The following is a 3229-nucleotide window of genomic DNA, read 5'->3' as shown; positions in this document are numbered from 1 at the left end:
GCGCTAACTTCTTCTTTCGGCGCATGAATGTCGCGTCCAGTCGAACCGACCCCCTCTGGCCTGCCGGCCATCTCCCCCTCGAGGGGGGAGATTACCAAGCCGCCCCGGCTCTTTTCTAACCCCTAGCAAAAGGAACATCACATGACAGATCTGGCAGACGCCGGGTCCGTGGCGGCGCGTGCGCTGCCGGCGGGCAACCCGGTACAGTCACCGGCAGGCGTGGACAACGGGTCCGCCGCGCCTGGCGGCAAAAGTTGGTTTGACGGTCTTTCCGAAGGCAACCGCAAGCTCGCTGAAACCAAGGGCTGGACCAAGCCTGAAAGCCTCGATCGGGTTTTCACATCCTATGCGGAGCTGGAGCGGCAGCAGGGTGAGAGCCTGCGCGTTCCCGCCGCGGACGCGCCTCGGGAAGACTGGGAGCGGTTTCATGCCCGGCTGCCCGAGGCGATGCGTCCGGTCACCTCGTCCGAAAAGGTCGAATACCTCAGGCCGGAAGGGCTGCCGGAGAACTTCGCCTATTCGGACGAGCTCGCTCAGGCGTCCAAGGCCTGGGCGGTCGAGGCGGGTGCCTCGCCGAAGACCGCGCAGGCCTATCACGACATGTTCGTCGGCTATATGGCCGAGCAGGCCAAGCATCAGGAGATCGCGCTGGCCCGCTCGGTGGAAGCCACCCATGACGAGCTTGTCAGGGACTGGGGACCGACCGACAGCGACGGCTTTCGCCAGAGACTGGAGGTCGCCAACCGGGCGATGAAGAAGCTCGGCCTGGTCGATGCCTACAAGGCGAAGGGCATCCTTCTGCCTGACGGGGCGCTGACCGATCCGCAGATCGCCAAGGCGTTCCAGGCGATCGGCGAGGCGATGTTCCGTGAAGACACGATCGACGGCGGTGCTTCTTTCGGCGGAGCCAATCCGTTCAAGCGCAACGCCGCCGGCGAACGCAACCTGACTGACATTTCAGCCCTCGTCAAAAGCGACCCCGCCCGCGCCCGGCGACTGGCTCGCGAGGCGGGGGAAAATCCCGACCGCTGGATGCCCAACAACCCGCGCTGACGATCGATCAGCAGCACTGAAACGCCCCTCATCCGGCCGCTTCGCGTCCACCTTCTCCCCGTCGGGGAGAAGAGGCGCGCCGACGTCGCAAGTCTCCTCTCCCCCCGGGGAGAGGTCAGCCGAGCGAAGCGGAGGCTGGGTAGGGGGGCACCCGCCGCCAACCCAAACCTGAAGGAAGAGAAAAATGGCAGATGCCTATACCCGTATCGCGGACGCGATCGTTCCGTCCGTCTATGCGCAATATGCTTTCGAGGAACATGTGCAGTCGCTCGAGATCTACCAGGCCGGAATCCTGTTTTCCGACCCGGCCATCTCGTCAAAGCTGTCGATGGGCGGTCGCTCGGTCGACATGCCCGGCTGGAAGGATCTCGGCAACGATCCGTCCGAGCCGGTCAACGACGATCCGGCCGATTCCATCGAGATGAAGAAGATCGGCTCGCGCCGCGAGGTCGCCGCCCGCAATGTCCGCGCCCAGGCGTGGGGCGTTCCGGACCTGACCTCGATCCTGGCGGGCGACGATCCGCAGAAGCTGATCGTCAAGCGGCAGACCGAGTACTGGCAGCGCGCCAATAAGCTGACCCTGCTCGGCATCCTGAAAGGCGTGGTCGCCGACAACATCGCCAATGACGGCGGCGATCTTGTGCGCACCACCGGCGCCTCCATCGTCGACACCGACATCATCGAGGCCGCCTATCTGATGGGCGACCGCGCGGACAAGTTCAAGGCGATCTGGATGCACTCCAAGCAGATGAAGGCGCTGAAGCTCGCCGACCTCATCGACTATGTGCCGTCTTCCGAGCAGGGCGGACCGCTGATCCCCTACTACATGGGTCTGCGCGCCGTGGTCGACGACGACATCCCGGTGACGGCGGGCGTCTACACCGCCTTCATGTTCAAGGACAAGGCGATCCTGTGGAACGAGCTGCCGGTCAACACCGAGGGCGGCCCGCTGGAGTTCGACCGCAAGCCGCGCCAGGGCCATGGCGGCGGCGTTACCGAAATGGTCGGCCGCCGGCATTTTGTGCCGCATGTGCCCGGCACCCGCTTCCTCGACGCCTCCTCGGCCGGCGAGTTCGCCACCGATGCGGAACTGGCGCTGGCGGCGAACTGGGACCGCACCGCGTCGAGCGTCAAGAACATGACGTTCATCGCGCTGAAGACGACCGAGGCCTGATAGGACCGAGGTGGAGGGCGGGGGCGATGCGCTCCCGCTTCTTTTCTAAACTTGGCGCCGGCCATGTTCCGATCCTGGCGTGACAAACAGAGCCGGAATCCGTCGCCGGCACAGGATTGGCCCGCAGAATCAATGCGTGGGCAACACGCTCGTTGGCGGCCTCTCCAAAATCCGGATCCGACGAAGGCATCGGCCTCGAGCGCCATTGCCGGCCGTGCCGCAGCGGCCGGGTGATTTTCGGCGGTTCAGCCCTCAGTGCTTCGTGAGCAGGAAACAGCCATGGTACACATCATCCCCCTTTCCATTGGCCAGCGCCGGCTCGATACCGGCAATGCGGCGCAATATCCCCAGGGATCGCCGATCGGCGGCGCCATGCAGGGGCTTGGCGACCAGTTTTCCGCTGTCGCCGAGCGCTACCAGCAGATGAAGGATCAGCAGGAGGCGTTCGACGCCGAGCTTGCGCGGCGGCGGTTCAACGGACGGATCGCGCAGGCGGAAGACGAGGCGGCGGCGAATGCGCCGCCCGATGGCAGCGGCCTGCATGAGACCATGTACGGCCAGGTCGACCCGCGTAACGGCCAGGTGGTCAAATCAGGCCTGTTCGACACGCTGTTCGATGATGCCTTGCCTGGCATGCCCGAGAGCCAGCGCATCAATTTCGCCAGGCAGAAGGAAGCGATGCGTGCGGTTGGCGCGCTGCGCATGGCGCAGCGGCAGCTTCAGCGGCGCAAGGACTACGAGCAGGCAGAGGTCGACACGGCGCTGAAGACCAGTGCCATCGCCATTGGCAAGGCCAACCCCGACGACACCATCACCTTCGAGGCAGCCCGTCAGGAAGGGCTCGATCTGATCGACAATATGGGTCTCGACCCCGGGATCAGACAGCAGAAGGTCAAGGATTGGTTCGGCACTGCGGCCAAGACGCGCTTCGAGGCGTTGATCGCCAAGGATCCGAAACGCGCGCTGGAGATGTTTGGCGTCGGGACGTCGGGAGAGTCTTCT

Annotated in this window: 3 protein-coding genes; all 3 read left to right on the top strand. The window is 64.8% G+C overall.

Annotated elements, in window-relative coordinates; all coding sequences use genetic code 11:
• The first annotated feature begins 141 nt into the window (after window positions 1–141).
• Window positions 142–1053, top strand: a complete 912-nt coding sequence (locus tag EOB59_RS20615) for a hypothetical protein (protein ID WP_128289105.1) — start codon at window positions 142–144, stop codon at window positions 1051–1053.
• Window positions 1054–1237: 184 nt separating this feature from the next.
• On the top strand, window positions 1238–2227 hold the full coding sequence (locus tag EOB59_RS20610; RefSeq protein WP_127809886.1) for a Coat protein: 990 nt from the start codon (window positions 1238–1240) through the stop codon (window positions 2225–2227).
• A gap of 279 nt (window positions 2228–2506) precedes the next feature.
• Window positions 2507–3229 (top strand): hypothetical protein (locus EOB59_RS20605; protein WP_128289106.1); only part of this gene is annotated, 723 nt, incomplete at its 3' end.

The sequence above is a fragment of the Mesorhizobium sp. M7A.F.Ca.MR.176.00.0.0 genome (assembly GCF_004023165.1).
In the GTDB taxonomy this organism is placed as follows: domain Bacteria; phylum Pseudomonadota; class Alphaproteobacteria; order Rhizobiales; family Rhizobiaceae; genus Mesorhizobium.
This window is presented reverse-complemented; position numbering and strand designations above follow the sequence as displayed.

Excerpts from the sequence above, each read along its gene's own strand:
- EOB59_RS20615 (WP_128289105.1), top strand. The coding sequence starts at position 142 with ATGACAGATCTGGCAGACGCCGGGTCCGTGGCGGCGCGTGCGCTGCCG.
- EOB59_RS20610 (WP_127809886.1), top strand. The coding sequence starts at position 1,238 with ATGGCAGATGCCTATACCCGTATCGCGGACGCGATCGTTCCGTCCGTC.